General features: G+C 68.9%; 15 protein-coding genes and 4 tRNA genes. 8 read left to right on the forward strand and 11 right to left on the reverse strand.

Going from position 1 to position 17,666, the window contains the following annotated elements; genetic code table 11:
* The first annotated feature begins 104 nt into the window (after positions 1-104).
* On the forward strand, positions 105-1,070 hold the full coding sequence (locus EDF23_RS02345; protein WP_243648782.1) for an alpha/beta hydrolase-fold protein: 966 nt from the start codon (positions 105-107) through the stop codon (positions 1,068-1,070).
* 317 nt (positions 1,071-1,387) lie between these two features.
* Positions 1,388-2,203 (forward strand): hypothetical protein, encoded by an 816-nt coding sequence (locus EDF23_RS02350; protein WP_131920235.1) that lies wholly within the window; start codon positions 1,388-1,390, stop codon positions 2,201-2,203.
* Between the two features lie 112 nt (positions 2,204-2,315).
* Here the strand turns inward: EDF23_RS02350 and EDF23_RS02355 are convergent, their stop codons facing one another.
* The 9 genes from EDF23_RS02355 to EDF23_RS02390 all read right to left on the reverse strand — a co-directional run bounded on the left by EDF23_RS02355 (position 2,316) and on the right by EDF23_RS02390 (position 6,537).
* A complete protein-coding gene (locus EDF23_RS02355; protein ID WP_131880021.1) occupies positions 2,316-2,915 on the reverse strand; it encodes a hypothetical protein in 600 nt (199 codons plus the stop codon).
* Between the two features lie 48 nt (positions 2,916-2,963).
* Positions 2,964-3,248 carry a hypothetical protein gene (locus EDF23_RS02360; protein ID WP_123655005.1) on the reverse strand — a complete coding sequence of 95 codons (285 nt, stop codon included), beginning with the start codon at positions 3,246-3,248 and terminating at the stop codon, positions 2,964-2,966.
* 166 nt (positions 3,249-3,414) lie between these two features.
* Positions 3,415-3,837, reverse strand: a complete 423-nt coding sequence (locus tag EDF23_RS02365; protein WP_131880019.1) for a hypothetical protein — start codon at positions 3,835-3,837, stop codon at positions 3,415-3,417.
* Between the two features lie 284 nt (positions 3,838-4,121).
* A complete protein-coding gene (locus EDF23_RS02370) occupies positions 4,122-4,301 on the reverse strand; it encodes a hypothetical protein (RefSeq protein WP_131880017.1) in 180 nt (59 codons plus the stop codon).
* 80 nt (positions 4,302-4,381) lie between these two features.
* Positions 4,382-4,981, reverse strand: a complete 600-nt coding sequence (locus tag EDF23_RS02375; RefSeq protein ID WP_131880015.1) for a hypothetical protein — start codon at positions 4,979-4,981, stop codon at positions 4,382-4,384.
* A 97-nt stretch (positions 4,982-5,078) separates the two neighbouring features.
* Complete coding sequence (locus EDF23_RS19090) at positions 5,079-5,255, reverse strand: hypothetical protein (RefSeq protein ID WP_165900977.1); 177 nt, start codon at positions 5,253-5,255, stop codon at positions 5,079-5,081.
* A gap of 931 nt (positions 5,256-6,186) precedes the next feature.
* A tRNA-Val gene (locus EDF23_RS02380) sits at positions 6,187-6,261 on the reverse strand.
* A 48-nt stretch (positions 6,262-6,309) separates the two neighbouring features.
* A tRNA-Cys gene (locus tag EDF23_RS02385) sits at positions 6,310-6,383 on the reverse strand.
* 82 nt (positions 6,384-6,465) lie between these two features.
* Positions 6,466-6,537, reverse strand: a tRNA-Gly gene (locus EDF23_RS02390).
* A 215-nt stretch (positions 6,538-6,752) separates the two neighbouring features.
* Between EDF23_RS02390 and EDF23_RS02395 the strand changes: the two genes are divergently transcribed.
* The 5 genes from EDF23_RS02395 (at position 6,753) to EDF23_RS02415 (ending at position 13,265) form a co-directional block, all read left to right on the forward strand.
* Positions 6,753-6,825: transfer RNA gene (locus EDF23_RS02395), tRNA-Val, on the forward strand.
* 100 nt (positions 6,826-6,925) lie between these two features.
* A complete protein-coding gene (locus tag EDF23_RS02400) occupies positions 6,926-8,455 on the forward strand; it encodes a DUF3375 family protein (protein WP_123292769.1) in 1,530 nt (509 codons plus the stop codon).
* Entirely contained in the window at positions 8,452-9,240 is a 789-nt protein-coding gene (locus tag EDF23_RS02405) for a DUF4194 domain-containing protein (protein ID WP_131920237.1), read from the forward strand. Before EDF23_RS02400 ends, EDF23_RS02405 begins: the two co-directional genes overlap by 4 nt.
* Positions 9,237-12,602: an SbcC/MukB-like Walker B domain-containing protein gene (locus tag EDF23_RS02410; RefSeq protein WP_131920239.1), complete on the forward strand. Its 3,366-nt coding sequence runs from the start codon at positions 9,237-9,239 to the stop codon at positions 12,600-12,602. Before EDF23_RS02405 ends, EDF23_RS02410 begins: the two co-directional genes overlap by 4 nt.
* Before the next feature lie 363 nt (positions 12,603-12,965).
* A complete protein-coding gene (locus EDF23_RS02415) occupies positions 12,966-13,265 on the forward strand; it encodes a hypothetical protein (RefSeq protein WP_123292766.1) in 300 nt (99 codons plus the stop codon).
* A 201-nt stretch (positions 13,266-13,466) separates the two neighbouring features.
* Here the strand turns inward: EDF23_RS02415 and EDF23_RS02420 are convergent, their stop codons facing one another.
* On the reverse strand, positions 13,467-14,930 hold the full coding sequence (locus tag EDF23_RS02420) for a peptide MFS transporter (protein WP_131920241.1): 1,464 nt from the start codon (positions 14,928-14,930) through the stop codon (positions 13,467-13,469).
* 377 nt (positions 14,931-15,307) lie between these two features.
* On the opposite strand from EDF23_RS02420, the gene EDF23_RS02425 reads away from it, so the two are divergent.
* Positions 15,308-17,281: an acyl-CoA dehydrogenase gene (locus EDF23_RS02425; protein ID WP_243648802.1), complete on the forward strand. Its 1,974-nt coding sequence runs from the start codon at positions 15,308-15,310 to the stop codon at positions 17,279-17,281.
* Between the two features lie 113 nt (positions 17,282-17,394).
* Here EDF23_RS02425 and csrA read toward each other — a convergent pair whose 3' ends face one another.
* Complete coding sequence (gene csrA / locus EDF23_RS02430) at positions 17,395-17,664, reverse strand: carbon storage regulator CsrA (protein WP_111084126.1); 270 nt, start codon at positions 17,662-17,664, stop codon at positions 17,395-17,397.
* Positions 17,665-17,666: the final 2 nt, after the last annotated feature.

Consider the following 17,666-nt stretch of genomic DNA (forward strand, 5'->3'; position numbering starts at 1 on the left):
CCGGTCCCTGGCACCGCTTCGACGGCACGAGTGGTCACTTGCGGCGGCGGGCGTTCGGAAGGGGATCGCTCTGCGGGATGAAGCGATCCCGGTAGCATCCGAGCGTGTCGACGCCGCAACCATTCGCTGCTCTTCCTCTGTCTCAGGACAACGTCTCGTACGAGTACGGACCTGACTCTGTGACAAGGGTCGGCGTTGAGCCAGGCTCGACCGAACAGTTCGAGCTCGAAGAGAGCCAGCGTTTCCCGGGCACCACGCGAAGTGTGTGGGTGCACCGCCCAGCAGGGCATCGGGCCGACGAGCCGAGCGCGGTCATGTTCTTCAACGACGGCTGGTGGTACCTCGATCCCGACGGCGACGTCCGCGGTGGGATCGTCCTCGACAACCTCGCTGCCAACCGTGATTTGCCACAGATGATCGGCGTCTTTGTGGACCCAGGCGTGCTCGATGTCAACGGAACGCCGAAGAAGCACCGCAACGCCGAGTACGACGCGTTCAACGACGCCTACGCCAGCTTCCTCCTCGACGAGGTGCTCCCCGTCGTGCGAGAGCGCTACGTTGTCTCGGACGATCCGATGATGCGCGGTATATGCGGTGGCAGTAGTGGCGGGAACGCTGCGTCACCGCGGCGTGGAGTCGACCCGAGGGCCTGGGCCGAGCGATCGCCTTCAATCCGAGCTTCGTGCAGATGCCCGGTGGCAACCCGTACCCGGCCCTTTTTGCTACCGAACCGCGCAGGCAGACACGTCTGTTCCTCCACGCCGCTCACCGCGATCTGCACTGGAACGAGCGTGAGTGGAATAGGTTCGCCGAGAGCCTGGACACCGCGGCCTCACTCGCGCGCGAGGGCTACGACTTTCGCCTCGTTGTCGGCGACGGCGGCCATTCACCCAACCACGGCGGAGTACTTCTCCCCGACGCTCTCCGCTGGCTCTGGCAAGCTCACCCCGCGTCCGTTCGATAGTCGATTGGCTTGCGGGATCGCTCGAACCAAGCGCGCCTTCAAGCTGAGTAGCGTTCCCTGCGAACGGAAAGGGAGCGTCGGATGCCTGGACGGCAAATCGCGATGATCGCCGCGGGGGCCGTGGTGATCGTCGCCTGCGTTGGAGTGATAGCAACCTCCCGTGGACTCGCCCGCACCATCTACGAGGCATCCTGGGGCAGGCTCGGCGTACCGTTCCGGCCGCGACTCGCGCGCATGGGCATCATCGGTGCCGGCGTAATCGGAGTCTTGATCGGCGCAGGAGTCGTGGTCCTGGCGCTCACAATCGCCGCCTCCTGAAAGGAGGCCGGTCGACGATCGGCCATCGGACGGATGGCGCAGACGGGGAAACCTTCGAGCACACGCTTCGTCGGGCGACCTGGAGCAACGTCGTATGGTCGGGTGATGCCTGGCTTCGAAGACGACGTGGTTGCAACTCGGGCCGCCGGGACGTTCGATGATCACGCGGCTCCGGAGTCGGTATGCCTCGTTGCGACCTGTCACGACCCGCTCGGAGGATTCGCCGCAGGTATCGAGGCCGCCGTACCCGCCCTCGCGGAGGTGTTCGGTGCTGTGGCAGTGAACGCCACCGCTGAAACTCATCCGGCGACGATCGCGGCACTTCGTGCGCTGGCTGTGCCGTTGCTCCTCGACGAACACGCTGCCGGCACGATCGGGATCGGAACGGCGAGGAAGAACGCGCTGGCCCTCGGGTTGCAAAGCGCTTGCGGATGGCTGTTCCACTCGGACCTGGACCACATGCTGCGATGGGTGAGCGGTGCTCGAGGGGAAGTGGAGCGCACGCTCGCTCGACGCGACGTCAACTTCCTCGTCGTTGGACGCTCCGCCGTGGCGATGGAGGCTGCCCCAGATCGGCTTCGCCGAACTGAGGAGATCGTGAACCACGTGTACGGGCTTGCAAACGGACTCGCGAATCGGTGGGACTTGTTGATCGCCATGCGCTTGATGACCCGGGACACCGCACAGTTGATCGTCGATCAGAGTCGCGACACCTCGATCACGAACGATGTGACCTGGCCGATGCTGGTCCGTGCACACGGGGCGAGCGTCGGCTACGTCGAAGGCGACGGAATCCGGTTCCTGGCTCGAGATGACTTCGGTGCCATCGACCGTCGCGACGAGGATCCTCGGGAATGGCGAGCTCGCATGGTCACGGCGACCGCCCACGTCGCAGCGATCGTCGACTTCGACCTCGGTTGAAGCATCGAGAGCACGGGCTCCTCCCGCCTGTTCTCCCCGCCATATGGAGGTCAGCCAGCCGACAGATCAGACTTTGCGGGTTCTTTCGGATCGACGATCGGCGATCGAGACGTCAACGGAACGCGTTGGCCCATGCTGATCCAGGGTGCGCCCGTGTGATCGCCTCGTGGAGCCACTGACGCGCCTCGTCGTCGAGCAACGGTGTCACTGCTGCTCGGTCCGATTCGTCTTTCGCGGACGGGTCGGCGGATTTCCAGAGCAGTTGCACCTCGGGCGCGACGACCCGTAATCCCTCGACGTCGAGGACGGCCGCGGACCACAGGCGCTGGACCGCCGGAACTCGGCGGTAGAGCCACCTGTCGCTGTCGCCGGCCTCTCGATTGATCTGCAAGCACCAGAGTCCCGTTCGTTCGTCGAGACACCAGATGTTGTCCAGCGGTTCCGTGTCGACGGCTTCGTCGATCGGCGCGAGCTGCCCTGACTGCGCGGCGAAGAGCTGCATCCAACCGGGCAATGCCGCGGCGAGGGCGGGGAAGTCCTCATCGACGATGCTCACGTCGATATCGCCATGCGCGCGTGATGTGTACCCGAGGAGGGCATCGAGGCCGAACCCACCGGAGAGCCACGCTGGGCCACCAGCGATGACGTCTCGCACGCCCGCCACAGACAATGGTGCCCATCGGTCCACGGATGGGTCGTAGCGTCGGCGCATGCCGCCACCATATGTGCCCGCCTGGCGATCGGCCATCGGGCATCGCGCTCACTCCTCGTCGGCGCACTCCGCTCGAAGGGCTCGCCTGCCTGCAATCCGCTGAAGAAGTTTCCGTAAGAAGACGAGCTCGATCGCCACCATCACCGCCAGGCCGAACAGAGCGAAAGCGATGCGCGCTGGGCTGAAGCCGCCGCTGAGCACGATCACCGGCAAGCCGACGAGCAACGCGGCCCCCGCAATGACGTTCCACCATGATGCGAGGAGCCCCGCGGGGGCGCGGTTCGTGAGTTCCGGGCGGTCAGTTGGATCGGTGCGATCCCACCAGGACGTCATGCGGGTACGCTACCCCGCGATCCATGAGTTATCAGAAGCCCGACCGCCGGTAGAAGACCAGGCGGATGCTCGTTCAGGAGCTCCTCGCACCTGCCCGTTAGCTTGTCGTTCACCGGGCGCATTCGACAGCTGCACGGCTTCCGGCGGTCGATGGGGCGGGTCGCGTTCAGGCCGATGCGGGCGTCGCCGGCGCCGCGAGCCACGTTCGGTATGCGGCGTCGATGCGTTGCTTCACCCGTGCATCAGGCGAGTAGTCAGTGATCTTGGAGGCACCCATAGCGATCGGGATCGTGATGCGGCGATCATGACCCTGCTTGCTCGTAACGACGACGGCCCCCTCCTCAACCCGGAGCACGTTCATCCGCGGTACCCGTCGGACAGACACCAGGCCAATGAGGACGAGCTCGTCCGAAGCGAACACGACCTTCAGAGCGAAGAGCCGCCACCAGAGCAAGACCAGGAACGCCACCAGCACCAACATCCGAGGGTCAGCGAACGCGGCGAGGAGGGCGGCGCCGATGATCAGGAACGAGAGCAGTCCAGAAAGGAGATACTTCGTCGCCCGGGGGAACTGTACTACCTCGTTCACAGTTTCCGCCACGGCGAGACGACCGCATAGACGATGGCTGCGACGATCAGCCGGACGCCCACCCACGGCACCCAACGGAGCACTCCAGCACCCATTGTCATCCCTCCCGCTCGCCACGTCGGCAGTACCGAATTGCAATCAACCTAGCTAGTAACGCCGTGCGGGGCGGTTCGACATGGTGCCGGTAAGCCGGTCGGCTCGACGAACGCCGCCTGGTCGACTTGCTTCTGCCCGGAACGGGATCGGCTTCCGGACGGCCGTGGGCTCGCTGGTCCTTGAGAGCATCAGAAGTACACGCGCCCCCGCGCGATGTCAGCCTCGGCCTGCCGAAGGCCCTCCGCGACTTCGGGGTCAGTTCCCTCGAACTTCGCCGCCCGAGAGCCAAAGTTCGTGTAGCGGTGCATGACGAACCACAGCACGAGAAGCACCGCCAAGACCAAGCCGGTTCCGATCCACCACCACATGCGGGCAGCGTAAGTGCGACCAACCGCGGGCGCAAGCAAAGCGATGCTCCGTTAAAGGATCCACATTCGAACGGCGAAGATCAGCTATTCGCTCTGCCGAGGGCGAGCACTTCTCTATGGACCCGTTGTGCCAGACCTGTCTGAGTAGGGTCGGCGGCGACCGCAGCGTCGATGAGGACGAACAACCGGTCCGTCAACGCCCCGCCAGGATCAGTGGCCTCCACCCGCTCCAGCCCTCGCTGGACCAGCCCGTCGATGTCACCGCGCTCTCGATGTGACGCTTTCACGGCAGCGACCGCGTTCATCAAGGCGCTCTCTGCCCGTGACCATCCACAATCCCAAGGTGCGCGCCCGCTGCGCAACGAACCGACCACCTCGAGGTCCACCCGCTGGAACAGAGACCAGTTTCTGAACCGTACGAACACCAGACGACGATCCGGACCGAGTTCGGGGTCGAGCCGAAGTGACTCGACCTGCCCCGCCGCCTTGAGTGTGTGCGGCAGGGCGTTGAGTGCGTCGTCGCCGTCGCTCACCCGCCACGAAAGGTCGATGTCGCTCCACGCATCCGCAGTCCCTTCCGCAAGTGAGCCTCTGACGCTCGCGACCGATCCGGGCTGAGCTGCTTGGAGGGCCCGACGAAGTTGCACGACGCGGTTGGCGCGCTCGACTTCAAGGTCCATGCCGCCATCCTCACGTATCGCTGCCGAGAAAGCTGATGTGCCGGCCAAAGCCGTCCCGGTAGCGGATCGGCTATCTAAACGCACGGCACCCCCTTTTTCACAGCCTGGAACGTCTGTAGCCCAACCAGGCGCTCGCCATGATGACGATGGCGCTGATGAGGGTGATCCATCCGAACGGCCTCGATGATTCGTGCGCGAACAAAGCGGCTGTGGCTCCAAGGAACACCACGCCGAGCAGCGCGAACATGAGCCACAGGGCGTTCGAACGGTTCATGGGGTCACCGTACCTCCGACCGTCCCAGTAGCGGATCGGCCTCCGGGACCCCGGTCGGGCATTCAGTTGTATTTAGAACGACGACACCGAGCGAAGCTGCCCATACCTGCGACGAGTACAGCGACGTCAGCCCTGGGTCCCTTCTTGCGACCGTTCTGGTCTTCGCGCCGACGGCGCATGGTGGCCAGGCGGTACCGCGGCCCCTCGGGAGGCCGTCCGCTGGCTCACCAGGTCAGTGAGTGCGCGTCCCCTGATCTCTGTCACGTCGGGCCCTACGCCTCGTTGCCCGACGGAAGCCCATGAGCACGGCGCCGCACACAACCGTCGCGATGATGCCAATGGCCGTGTCGCCGGTCGACTCGCTTCCGTAGTTTGACCAGGGCAGCCCGAGAGCCCATTGCAGAGCAGGGCCCAGCACGAGTAACGCTCCGGCCGGCACGACGACGATGAGCAAGGCGCGGCGGCCGCTCCAAGCAGGATGAAGCAGAACGACCACGGTGGCCGCGGCGACGACCGCGAAAGCACCGTAGATCCACGATGCTCCGGACATCCGCCAGCCGTCGTGTGCGAACCAGTTTTGGACTCCACGGATGGTCCGTGCCCAAGCATGCTGACCTCGGCCATGTGTCGACGAGATGACAGGCAACGGCCACCCGATGATCGCGAGAACTCCGGCGATTGCGCTCGCGATTCCGAGCAAGACCGCCCCGGAGCGCGACCCGGTTACGGGCTCGACGTCGAAGTCGGAGAGGCTCACGCGGAGGGGGCTATCGGGCGAGAGCGACGCGCGGAGGGACAGCGCGGTTCCGATGCGGTGGGACAGCAGAACGTGCCAGCTCGGTGCCGAGTGTCCTGCGTGAACCAGAGGACGTGGCCGCAGGAACACAAAAACCCCCGGCCGGACCTGATGGTCCTGCCGGGGGCTTCTCGGTGGTGGGCGATACTGGGATCGAACCAGTGACCTCTTCCGTGTCAGGGAAGCGCGCTACCGCTGCGCCAATCGCCCAGATTCCCTGTCTGAACCGGGGTTCGTACAGGATCTGGAGGGTGTTGCTGGAGGTGGGGACGGGATTCGAACCCGCGTGGACGGCTTTGCAGGCCGCTGCCTAGCCTCTCGGCCACCCCACCATCGAGGTTCACGTCTCCGTGAGTACCCGAACGGTGGGATACCCTCTGGTGAGTCGTGGGACTTCGAGAAGCCCCACACTCGAGCGGATGACGAGATTCGAACTCGCGACCCTCACCTTGGCAAGGTGATGCGCTACCACTGCGCCACATCCGCACTTGTCTTTCCGCTGTCGCGGCGACGACGTAAACTCTATACGAACCCAGGGGCATCCACCAAAATCCTTCCCGTTCACCGGGCGTGTCCCCCGAGTTCATGCGGATCCGGCCGGTTCAGCACCCCTCGCAGACCGCGCGCCACACCCGGGGCGCGCGCCGTGTTCGATGCACCGCCGGACTTCCGCTACTATCGACTCGCACGAACAGTGCAGGGGGCGATTGGCGCAGTTGGTAGCGCGCTTCGTTCACACCGAAGAGGTCATCAGTTCGAGTCTGGTATCGCCCACCCTTGAGACAGAGCCCGACGCAGCAGCGTCGGGCTCTTGTCATCTCACCCGGCCGCAGTACGCGGGCGACACCACCAGCACGATCGGACGAAGGGGCGCATGACCGACGTCGACCTCGAGTTCGCCCGGGTCCGAGCGGTCCTCGACCGTCCGACCCTGCGCCTCATGTCCCGCCCGACGAGCGCGACGGTCCTCGCCGTGTTCCGCACGGTGTTCGACCGCGACGTCCAGTACGTCCCCGCCGACCGCATGCACCTGCAGGTCGAGGAGCACGTCGCCCGCCTGCAGGCATCGGGTGCACGTGTGCCCGCGAGCGAACAGCACGAGCAGAGCGAGCAGGACCCCCGACCGAACGGCCGTGCCCTCTGCCGTGAATGGGTGGCGGCACAGTGGCTGGTCCGCTCCAACTCCCCCGACGGCGACGAGCAGTACTCCCTGACGAGTCACGCGCTCGAGGCCCTGAGCCTCGTCGACGCCCTGTCGGCCGACCGCGCACTGATCAGCGAGAGCCGCCTCGCGATGATCGTCGACGCCGTGCACCGCTGGGCCGCCCGCGCGGAGCCGGACCCCGACGTGCAGATCCGCCGCATCGACGCCCAGATCGCCGAACTGCGGGCCGAGCGTGAGCGCCTCGAGCACGGCGACGACGTCGTCACCGTCGAGGACGACCGGATGCGCGACGGGTACACGAACATCTCCGACCTGATCCGGCAGCTGCCGAGCGACTTCAAGCGCGTCGAAGAGGCCGTCGCGACGATGCACCGCTCGATCGTCGAGGACTTCCGACAAGAGGTCCGCCCGATCGGCGAGATCCTCGACGACTACCTCGCGCGCACCGACAACCTGATGCAGGCGACGCCCGAGGGCCGCGCGTTCGAGGGCGCCTTCGAGCTCCTGCGCGACGACGCCCTGCTGCTCCGCCTGCGTGACGACATCGCGACGATCCTGTCCCACTCCTTCGCCGACGGCCTCGGAGCCGGTGAGCGTCGGGCGTTCCGCAACACCGTGACGATCCTGCGCCAGGGCATCGAGGACGTCCTCGCCCAGCGGCGTCAGCTCACCGCGACACTGCGAGACCAGATCGTCGCCCACGACGTGGTCCGCGACCGTGAGCTCGACGCCGTGATCCGCTCGATCAACCGCGGCCTGGCGACACTCATGGACCAGGGCGGTGCGCGCGACCGCATCCCGCTCCCGCTGCTGCCGGCGTCGGCCGAGGTCGGCACCCTGCGCGAGCGCTTCTACGACCCGGACGCCGAGTCGGTGCCGCCACCCATCGAGGAACCCGACGACGACGTCTTCGAGGACCTCGACGTCGAGATGCTCCGCAAGCACGGCGGCCCGCTCCTGACCGAGCTGCGTGCCGCGCTCCGGTTCGCCGAGGCCGACTCGAGCGTCGACGCCTTCCACGGGCTGCCGCCCGAACAGCGTCGACCGGTCGAGCTGTTCGGCCTCGCCCACCTGCTCACCGGACGCGACGACTTCGAGTCCGCCGCGCACGTCGCGGAGCACCGGACAGTGCGTCCGGACGGCAGCCCGGTCACCTTCCACATGCCCACCGCTGCGCTCGCTGCCGAGCACGCGCCGGTCGGCGATCCCCACGACGACAACGCACAGGAGGCACGGTGAGCGACACGACGCCGGCACCGGTCGACGAGACCGTCCCGTACGACGACCCCGCAACGGTCGTGCAGGACGACGAACGCGACGAGTCCAGCTTCGCCCTCTTCGAGGGCGACGAGGGCCGGCTCGACGAGCACCAGCGCCGCGCGCTGGTGGCGCTGCTCCGGCACTCGTACGTCAGCTCCCGGACGCACCCCGACGAGTGGCGTGCGGTGCTCGACGCCGAGTACCAGTTGCGGTCGCGTCTGAACGACCTGTTCCTCGAGCTGCACGTCGACCGTGACCGCGAGGTCGCGTGGAAGCGCCAGGCCCGGTCGGAGAGCCAGCGCCGCACGTTCCCCACGTTGCTGCGCGACCTGCCGTACACCCGCGAGGAGACGATCGTCCTCGTCTACCTGCGGATGCGCCTGCGCGCCGACGCCCGACCGGGTCCGGACCAGGTGGTCGTCGACCGCTCGGAGATCCTCGGGCACGTCGCCGGCTTCCGACCGGCGACCGCGACCGACCGCACGCGCGACGAGGGCCGGGTGGCGAAGGCCGTCGAACGCCTCGTCACGGCGCGCATCCTCATCCGCACCTCGGACCCGGACCGCTTCCGGGTGGCGAGCGTCGTCGAGGTGCTGCTCCCCCTGGAGCGCCTGCTGGAACTGGACACGTGGCTGCGGACCACCACCGCGCAGGAGGACCCGGCCGACCAGGGCGGCGAGCCGACCGACGGAGCTGCCACGGGCCTCCCGGCAGACGGCGAAGCCGAGACCGACACCGACGACGACGGCGAGACGGAAGCATGACCGACACCTTCCAGATCCCCGCGCTGTTCGACACGGTCGCGCAGTGGCGCGCCGAGTCGATGCAGGTCGTCAACTGGGGCGGGTTCCACGGCCACCGCCAGGTCGAGCTGTCCGGCACCGCGACGCTCATCTCCGGCGCGTCCGGCACCGGCAAGTCCACGCTGATGGACGCGTACCTGGCCGTGATGATGCCGTCCGACGTGCCGTTCAACGGCGCCTCGAACGACGCCACGACGGGTCGCGCGCGGAGCGCCGACCAGCGCAACCTGCTCACGTACCTGCGGGGCAAGGTCGACACCCGCCGCGATCCCGAGTCGGGTGCCCTGCGCGACGTGAACCTGCGCGGCGACGACCAGACCACCTGGGGCGCGGCCGCGGTCACGTTCCGGAACGACGACGAGCGGCGCTTCACGGTGCTGCGGGCGTACATCGTGCCGAAGCGCGCGCGTGGCGTCGGCGACATCCAGATGACCATGGCGACGGTCGACGACACCTTCGACCTGCGTCGGCTCGAGGAGTTCGTGCCGACCCGCTTCCACCACCTGGAGCTGACCGGTCGCGTGCCGGGGCTGGTGATCCGCGACACCTACCAGGAGCTCGCGTACACGCTGCAGACCCGGCTCGGCATCGGCGACTCCGGCGGCGGGAACCGGGCGATGCGTCTGCTCGCGCGCATCCAGGCCGGGCAACACCTGCCGACGGTCGATGCGCTGTACAAGTCGCTCGTGCTCGAGACCCCGGGCACCTACGAGGCGGCCGACCGTGCCCTCGCGCACTTCTCCGCGCTCGACGAGGCGTACGAGGCGATGGACACCGAGGAGCGCAAGGTCCGCATCCTCTCCCCGATCACCGACCTGCACGACGAGATCGAACGCTCGAAGGCCGCGGCCGAGGCCCTGGACGGCATCGCCACCGGCGCCGAGGTCTCCCCGTTCGCGCACTGGACGGCCTCGCGGAAGCGGGACCTGCTCGACGCCGAGGTGGACCGCAACGGCCGGGAGCGCACCGCGTCCCGCGCCGAGGTCGCCGCTGCCGAGGCCCGGCACGCCGCCGTGGAGATCGAGCTGCGCGACGCCGAGGCACGGCTGCGCGACCAGGGCGGCAACGCGCTCGCCCAGCTCGAGGACCGCATCGAGCGACTCACCCGTGAGCGCGACGCGGTGGTCCGGACCCGGGCGACCTTCGACGAGCGCACAGCGGTGCTCGGCACGTCCGTCGCGACCGAGGCCGACTTCACTGCCGCGCAGCGCAGCTCGCACGAATTCCTCGGGTCTTACGCTGCTTCGCGCTCGTCGTTGGACGACCGCCGCGACGCCCTGACGCGCGAGGAGTACCCGCTGCTCGACCGGGAGCGCTCACTGCGGCAGGAGCGGCAGTCGCTCGAGCACCGTCAGGGCGCGATGCCCCTGCCGATGCACGAGGCCCGACTCGCGATGGCCCGGGCTGCCGGCATCGACCCCGCAGACCTGCCCTTCGTCGCGGAACTGCTCGACGTGCAGCCCGGCGAGGAGCGCTGGCGCACGGCCATCGAGTCCGTGCTGGCCCCCGTCGCCCGCACCCTGCTCGTCGACCAGGACCGCCTCGGCGCGTTCAGCGAGGCGATCGACGCACTCCGCCTGCCCGTCCGCGTGCAGTTCGAGGGCGTGCCGACCGGACCACACCTGGACCTCGACGGCGACCCCGCGATGGTCTCCGGCAAGCTCGCCATCAAGCACTCGCCGTTCAGCACCTGGGTGCGGGAGCGGATCGAGTCGGACCGCACCGACGCCCGCTGCGTCACCGACGCCTCGGAGCTCGGTGGTGGTGGCCGTCGGGTGACCGAGTCCGGCCAGCTCCGCGACGGCCGGCGTGGTGCGCACGGTGACCGCCGCCAGGCGAACGTCATCGGCTTCACGAACGAGGCCCGAGTCGCCGCCGTCGAGCAGGAGCTCGCGTCGATCGCGCAGGACCTCGCCACGCTCGAGGCCCGTCGCACCGACGTCGCGCAGGACCTCACCGCACTCGACGTCCTCCGCGCCGCGCACCAGCACGTCGTCGACGTGACGTGGGACGCCATCGACGTCCAGGGAGTCGAGACCTCGCTGGCACGCCTCGACGAGGAACGGCAGGCGCTGCTCGCCGCCGACGACGGCCTCCGGACCCTGCGCGCCTCGGTCGCCCGCCTGCGGAAGTCGCTCGACGAGACCGCCGACCGCCGCTCTGCCGCGCGGCTCTCCGTGCAGCGCCTCGAGGAGCGGCAGGCCGTGCTCGTGGACGGCCAGGACGCCGCCGCCGAGATCCTGTCGCGTTTCGACGACACCCCCGAGTCGTTGCCCGACGACGAGCAGTCGCGACTCCTCGCCGAGACGTTCGCCGAGGTCGGGGCACCGGACGGTGTGGACGGTTTCGACGACGCCACCCGACGGCTCCGACGACGCCTCGAGGAGCGACTGTCGCAGGCACTCGACGGTGCCGCAGCGGCCTCGACGTCGTTGACCCTCACGTTCCAGCGCTACCAGGACGCCTGGCCGGACCCGAACCTCGGCACCGGCGTCGCGTCGTACCCGGACTACCACGCCATCCTCGACCAGATCGTCGCGACCGGCCTGCACGCCCGCCGCACCGAGTGGCGTCGGCGGCTGTCGCAGTGGAGCGGCGAGGACCTCGTTCCGCTCGCCGGCGCCTTCGACCGTGCCGTAGTCGAGATCGAGGAGCGCCTCGAACCGGTCAACGAGATCCTGCGGGACCTGCCGTTCGGCGCCAACCGCGACCGTCTGAAGATCCAGATCCGGCGGGTCACCCGCGAGGACGTCACCGCGTTCCGCCGCGAGCTCCGCGCCCTGTCAGCCTCGGTCGACGCCGAGCTGACCGACGACGTGCTCGAGACCCGGTTCCGCCGGCTCCGGCGGTTCATGGCCGTCATCCGCCCCGACCCGGACGCCGCCCGTGGCCGCACCACGCAGCGCGACGCCGTGCTCGACGTCCGACGGCACATGGAGATCACGGCGGTCCGCTACGACACGTCGGGCAACGACCTCGGTGTGTACTCGTCGCTCGGTGACAAGTCCGGTGGTGAGACGCAGGAGCTCGTGGCGTTCATCGTCGGTGCGGCGCTCCGCTACCAGCTCGGCGACGAGACCCGGCCCCGGCCGCGGTTCGCCCCGGTGTTCCTCGACGAGGCGTTCATCAAGGCGGACTCGGAGTTCGCCGGTCGTGCGGTCACCGCGTGGCTCCGGCTCGGGTTCCAGCTGGTGGTGAGCGCGCCGCTCGACAAGGTCACGGCGCTCGAGCCCTCGATGGAGCGGCTGCTCTCGATGCGCAAGCACCCCGAGACCGGTCACTCGTCCATCACCGAGATCGCCCGGGTCCCCGCCGACGCCTGACGCTTGCCGAGAGGTCACGAACTGTCGGATGGCGGCGGCGCCGCCGACAGTTGGTGACCACTCGACGCGCGTCAGGCGGCGTGTCCTGACCACCCGGCACACGCTGTGGGAACGGCCGACGGCGGCCTGGAGGCGCGGTGCGGGCCCGCCACGGGCGTCCCGGCCGCTCGTCCGCCGGTCGCAACACCCCGCTCACCTTCGCGCACTGGTCACGATGCGTCGCCTGGCGGCGCCGCCGCCGACGGCCTGCGACCACTCGGAGCACGGCCGACGGGATGTCGTGGCCACCCGGCGGGTGCTTCGTCAGCGTGTCGACAGGCGCCGCACAGACGTTCCTTCACCACTCGCCACTACGGTGAGGGCGTGTTCGGACGCCGCTCCCCCAAGCCCCGCCCCGACGACGCCCCCGGCCTCGGCATCGGTGCGCTCGTGCAGGTCATCGACTCCGCGGAGGGCGGCGAGCGGTGGGCCGACGAGCCGATCGGTGTGATCGTGGCTCCCGGTGGCAACCAGATCGTCGGCTACCCCGGCGTCGGCGAACCGCTGTCGTGGACCGTCGCGTTCGAGGAGCCCGTGTACACGAAGGACGGCCGCGGCCCCTTCGAGCGCGCGACCGTCCTGAGTCGTCAGTTGGTGCCGATCACGACCGGCAGCGGCGAGTAGCCCAGCGGGCTCAGTACTCTTCGGAGCCGCTCTTCATCATGGCGGCGACCGCCATGCAGCAGCCCACACCACCGAGGACGCCGATGCCGATGATGATGCCGGCGATGAGTTCGAGCATGGGGTGACTCCTTGGTTGCTTTGGCCGTGTGGCTTCCCTCAGGTTAGCGGATGCCGCGACGGATCAGCGGATGCCGCGACGGATCAACGGATGCCGCGCATGAGCTTCAGCACCGGCTTGGCCAGGACGAGCAGGACCACGCCGACCGCGACGGCGACGAGACCGAGCACGGCGAAGTACGGCGCCTCGTTCGCCGGGTCGTAGTACTGCGACAGCAGCCCGGTGACGGCGGTGCCGAGCGACACGGACAGGAAGAACAGCGCGACCATCTGCGTCTGGAACTTCGGCGGCGCGAGCTTCGTGGCGACGGACTGCCCGACGGGTGACAGCAGCAGCTCGGCCAGCGTGAAGACGAGCAGGATGCCGACCAGGGCGAGCAGCGGCGTGCCGTTCTGGCCCGACCCGACGAAGGGCAGGAACAACAGGAACGCGACGCCCATGATGCCGGTGCCCAGGCCGAACTTCGTCGGGGTCGACGGCTGTCGGTCGCCGAGCTTGGTCCAGAGCGCCGCGAAGACCCCGGACAGCACGATGATGAAGACCGGGTTGATCGACTGCACCCACGAGACCGGCATCTCCCACCCGAAGAGCGAGCGGTTCAGTCGCTCGTCGGAGTAGACCGTGACGACGGTGAACTGCTGCTGGTAGAGCGACCAGAACACGGCGCTGCCGATGAAGAGCGGGATGAACGCGAACACCCGCGAGCGCTCCTGCGCCGTGATGCCGCTCGTCAGGATGACGACGAAGTACCCGATCGTCGCGAGGATCACGATCGCGACGACCACGGTGGGCAGGTTGCCGACGTTCAGCAGCCCGGTCAGGACGGCGACCGCGATCACGACCAGGGCGACGACGACCCCGACGCCGATCAGCGGCAAGCGTCGGCGATCGACCGGGTTCGTGACGTGGCGGACTGTGTCGGGCAGGTTCTTCCGACGGATGGCGTACTGGACCAGGCCGGCTGCCATGCCGACGGCGGCGAGCCCGAAGCCGTAGTGGAAGCCGAGCGAGCTCTGCAGCAGCCCGGTCAGGAGCGGCCCGAAGAACGCACCGAGGTTGACGCCGAGGTAGTACAGCGAGAACCCGGCGTCACGGCGGGGGTCTTCGCGGCTGTAGAGCCCACCGACGATCGTCGTGGCGGTCGCCTTGAGTCCGCCGGACCCGAGCGCGATGAGCACGAGCCCGACGCCCACGCCGGCCACCCCGGGGATGAGCGCCAGGGCGATGTGGCCGAGCATGACGACGATCGCGCTGCCGAACAGTGTGCGGTCGGCACCGAGCAGCCGGTCGGCGATCCACGCGCCGATGATCGTGAACAGGTACACGGCGCCGCCGTACGCGCCCATGATCCCGGTCGCGATGCCCTTGTCGATCCCCAGGCCGCCCTGCGTGACCGTGTAGTACATGTAGATCAGGACGATGCCCTGCATGCCGTAGAACGAGAACCGCTCCCAGAGCTCCACCGCGAAGGGCGTCGACAGCTCGAACGGCTGTCCGAAGAAGGTGCGTTTGGGCTTGGGATCGTGTCCCGTGGTGGAGCCTGACATGTCGGCCAGTCTGCCCCGCGGGCCGGTGGCGCGCCCAATCGTTGATGGGTGCTCATCAAATCGATCGACGCGTGCAGTTGGAGGGTTCCCACCATCGTGGTCGGTCCGTGCCGGGCAGCGTTGTGCGGCCCGCACGGCGTTCCGCCGGCTCCCGGCGGTGGTGTCTAGCGTGGGGAGCGCAACACCGGACACCGCAGTTCAGGAGGACTCCGACCATGGTCGACACCGCATCCGCGCAGCACACCGGCACGCCCACGGCGAAGCACGACGCCGGCGTGAACCCGGGCACGAACGCCAGCGAAGAATCGGGCAAGAACGCGAGCAAGCACACGAGCGACAACCCGAGCAAGCACACCGACATCCGCATCGACGTCGACATGGTCGAGACCCTCCTGCTCGGCCGCTGGGCCGAGGACCGCCGGATCTCCCGCCGCCTCGTGCTCGACCCCGCACTGCACAAGACCGAGGGACTCGGCACCATCGAGCACCGTGCCCGCGCGTTCGAGCAGCTGCAGATCCTGGTCGACGCCGGAGCCATCCAGCGCCCCTACCCGCCCGAGCTCGGCGGCCAGGACAACCACGGCGGCAACCTGGCGGCGTTCGAGGAGATCACCACCGCCGACCCGTCGCTGCAGATCAAGGCCGGCGTGCAGTGGGGCCTGTTCGGCTCCGCGGTGCACCACCTCGGGACCGCACGGAACCACGAGGAGTTCCTGCCCGGCATCATCGGGTTCGACGTTCCCGGCTGCTTCGCCATGACCGAGACCGGCCACGGTTCGGACGTGCAGAACATCGCCACGTCGGCCACGTACGACCCCGCCACGCAGGAGTTCGTCGTGCACACGCCGTTCCGCGGGGCGTGGAAGGACTACATCGGCAACGCGGCCCTGCACGGCAAGGCGGCCGTCGTCTTCGCGAAGCTCGTCACCCAGGGCGTCGACCACGGCGTGCACGCGTTCTACGTGCCGCTCCGTGACGACGACGGCGCGTTCCTGCCGGGCGTCGGCGGCGAGGACGACGGCGTCAAGGGCGGCCTGAACGGCATCGACAACGGCCGGCTGCACTTCGACCACGTCCGCGTCCCCCGCACGAACCTGCTGAACCGCTACGGCGACGTCGCCGAGGACGGCACCTACAGCTCGCCGATCGACTCGCCCGGACGCCGCTTCTTCACGATGCTCGGCACCCTGGTGCAGGGCCGCGTGTCGCTCGACGGTGCCGCGGTCGTCGCCCAGAAGATCGGGCTGCAGATCGCGCTGACGTACGCGATGCAGCGCCGGCAGTTCCCGACGGCGGGCGGTGTCGAGGGCGTCCTGCTCGACTACGGCCGGCACCAGCGCCGACTGATCCCCCGTCTGGCGACGGTGTTCGCGCAGTCGTTCGCGCACGAGCAGCTGCTCCGCACCTTCGACGACGTGTTCAGCGGGCGCGCCGACACCCCGGAGCGCCGCGAGGACCTGGAGACCCAGGCCGCCGCGTTCAAGTCACTGTCGACGTGGTCCGCGCTCGACACCCTGCAGGAGTGCCGCGAGGCCTGCGGCGGCGCGGGCTTCCTCGCCGAGAACCGCCTGACGAGCCTGCGCGCCGACCTCGACGTCTACGTGACGTTCGAGGGCGACAACACCGTCCTGCTGCAGCTCGTCGGCAAGCGTTTGCTCACCGACTTCCGGAAGCGCGCGCCGCGCGACGCCGCGTCGACCGCGAAGTTCGTCGCCTCGCAGGTGGGCGCGAAGCTCGCGGACGCCTCGGGCCTCCGCCGCCTGACCCAGACCTTCGCCGACCGCGGGTCGCTCGCCGCGAGCGTCATGGACCTACACGACCCCGCCACCCAGCGCGCGCTGCTCGCCGGCCGCGTGGACACCATGGTCACCGAGATCGGGCTGCGGTTGAACACCGCCGGCAAGGACCGCGCCCGCCAGGCCGTGCTCCTGAACCGGTCGCAGCACGAGCTGATCGAGGCTGCGCGCGCCCACGCGGAACTCATGCAGTGGGACGCCTTCACCGAGGGGCTCGACGCGGTCCCCGAGGGCGACACCCGCCGGGTCCTCGTGTGGCTGCGCGACCTGTTCGCGCTCGGGCTGCTCGAGCAGCACCTCGACTGGTACCTGGTGCACGGCCGCCTGAGCGCGCAGCGTGCCCGTGCGGTGTCGGCGTCGATCGACCGGCTCGTGGCGCGGCTCCGTCCGGTGGTCCCGCAGCTCATCGAGACCTTCGGCTACGAGCCCGGCCACGTGCGGGCGCCGATCGCGCTCGGCGAGGAGCAGGCGCGCCAGGACGAGGCCCGTGCGTGGTTCGCCGCCGAGGCGGCAGCCGGACGACTCCCCGAACAGGAGAAGAAGCCCCGCGCGTAGCCGCCCGGCCCGCGCCCCGCCAGCGTCATCGCGCCCCGAAGAGTCGGGGCGCTATGCCCGCCACGGGGCGCGCTCGCCGACGACGGTGCGACAACGACCGCGCCCGGCCCGGACTACGCCCGGTCGGCCCCGCCGCGGTCGCCGAGCGCGGCACGCAACCGTGCCTCGGCGTCGTCACCGGAGGCACCGGTCGCGCCGGCAGCCGCAGCGGCCTCGGCGTTCGCCTCGGCGACCGCCCGCACGACCTCTTCACGCTGGATCTTCACCCCGCGTGGTGCGTCGATGCCGATCCGGACGCCGTCGCCCCGGGCGTCGAGGACCGTGATGACGATGTCGTCACCGACGAGGATCCGCTCGCCGACCTTCCGCGTGAGTACCAGCACCC

The sequence above is a fragment of the Curtobacterium sp. PhB128 genome (assembly GCF_004340725.1).
In the GTDB taxonomy this organism is placed as follows: Bacteria; Actinomycetota; Actinomycetes; order Actinomycetales; family Microbacteriaceae; genus Curtobacterium.

Coding starts and splice junctions, on each gene's coding strand:
- EDF23_RS02350 (WP_131920235.1), top strand. CDS start 1,388: ATGCCTGGCTTCGAAGACGACGTGGTTGCAACTCGGGCCGCCGGGACG.
- EDF23_RS02355 (WP_131880021.1), bottom strand. CDS start 2,915: ATGCGCCGACGCTACGACCCATCCGTGGACCGATGGGCACCATTGTCT.
- EDF23_RS02360 (WP_123655005.1), bottom strand. CDS start 3,248: ATGACGTCCTGGTGGGATCGCACCGATCCAACTGACCGCCCGGAACTC.
- EDF23_RS02370 (WP_131880017.1), bottom strand. CDS start 4,301: ATGTGGTGGTGGATCGGAACCGGCTTGGTCTTGGCGGTGCTTCTCGTG.
- EDF23_RS02375 (WP_131880015.1), bottom strand. CDS start 4,981: ATGGACCTTGAAGTCGAGCGCGCCAACCGCGTCGTGCAACTTCGTCGG.
- EDF23_RS19090 (WP_165900977.1), bottom strand. CDS start 5,255: ATGAACCGTTCGAACGCCCTGTGGCTCATGTTCGCGCTGCTCGGCGTG.
- EDF23_RS02400 (WP_123292769.1), top strand. CDS start 6,926: ATGACCGACGTCGACCTCGAGTTCGCCCGGGTCCGAGCGGTCCTCGAC.
- EDF23_RS02410 (WP_131920239.1), top strand. CDS start 9,237: ATGACCGACACCTTCCAGATCCCCGCGCTGTTCGACACGGTCGCGCAG.
- EDF23_RS02420 (WP_131920241.1), bottom strand. CDS start 14,930: ATGTCAGGCTCCACCACGGGACACGATCCCAAGCCCAAACGCACCTTC.
- EDF23_RS02425 (WP_243648802.1), top strand. CDS start 15,308: ATGGTCGAGACCCTCCTGCTCGGCCGCTGGGCCGAGGACCGCCGGATC.